Source organism: Kribbella sp. NPDC051587 (assembly GCF_044453945.1).
GTDB lineage: Bacteria > Actinomycetota > Actinomycetes > Propionibacteriales > Kribbellaceae > Kribbella.
Map to the genome: position 1 here is coordinate 1 of NZ_JBITDE010000032.1, position 1,173 is coordinate 1,173.

The following is a 1,173-nucleotide window of genomic DNA, read 5'->3' on the forward strand; positions in this document are numbered from 1 at the left end:
TGGAAGCGTTGATGGCCGCAGAGACCAGGCCCAAGCGACTGTTTACTAAAAACACAGGTCCGTGCGAAGAAGTAATTCGATGTATACGGACTGACGCCTGCCCGGTGCTGGAACGTTAAGGGGACAGGTTAGCTGGCTTAGGCCGGCGAAGCTTTGAACTTAAGCGCCAGTAAACGGCGGTGGTAACTATAACCATCCTAAGGTAGCGAAATTCCTTGTCGGGTAAGTTCCGACCTGCACGAATGGCGTAACGACTTGGGCGCTGTCTCAACCGTGGACTCGGCGAAATTGCATTACGAGTAAAGATGCTCGTTACGCGCAGCAGGACGGAAAGACCCCGGGACCTTTACTACAACTTGGTATTGGTGGTCGGTACAACTTGTGTAGGATAGGTGGGAGACTGTGAAGCTCGGACGCCAGTTCGGGTGGAGTCATCGTTGAAATACCACTCTGGTTGTTCTGGCTGTCTAACTTTGGTCCGTTATCCGGATCAGGGACAGTGCCTGGTGGGTAGTTTGACTGGGGCGGTCGCCTCCTAAAAGGTAACGGAGGCGCTCAAAGGTTCCCTCAGCCTGGTTGGCAATCAGGTGTCGAGTGTAAGTGCACAAGGGAGCTTGACTGTGAGACAGACATGTCGAGCAGGGACGAAAGTCGGAACTAGTGATCCGGCGGTGGCATGTGGGAGCACCGTCGCTCAACGGATAAAAGGTACCCCGGGGATAACAGGCTGATCTTCCCCAAGAGTCCATATCGACGGGATGGTTTGGCACCTCGATGTCGGCTCGTCGCATCCTGGGGCTGGAGTAGGTCCCAAGGGTTGGGCTGTTCGCCCATTAAAGCGGCACGCGAGCTGGGTTTAGAACGTCGTGAGACAGTTCGGTCCCTATCCGCTGCGCGCGCAGGAGACTTGAGAAGGGCTGCCCCTAGTACGAGAGGACCGGGGTGGACGAACCTCTGGTGTGCCAGTTGTTCCGCCAGGAGCACGGCTGGTTGGCTACGTTCGGGAGTGATAACCGCTGAAAGCATCTAAGCGGGAAGCACGCTTCAAGATGAGGTCTCCCACCGGGTTAACCGGGTAAGGCCCCCAGTAGACCACTGGGTTGATAGGCCAGAAGTGGAAGCACTGTAAAGTGTGTAGCTGACTGGTACTAATAGGCCGAGGGCTTGTCACAC

1 rRNA gene is annotated in these 1,173 nt (G+C 55.8%); it reads left to right on the top strand.

The features are described from left to right. Positions 1 to 1,172, top strand: a 23S ribosomal RNA gene (locus ACIA49_RS41855); the annotation flags it as partial. Position 1,173: the final 1 nt, after the last annotated feature.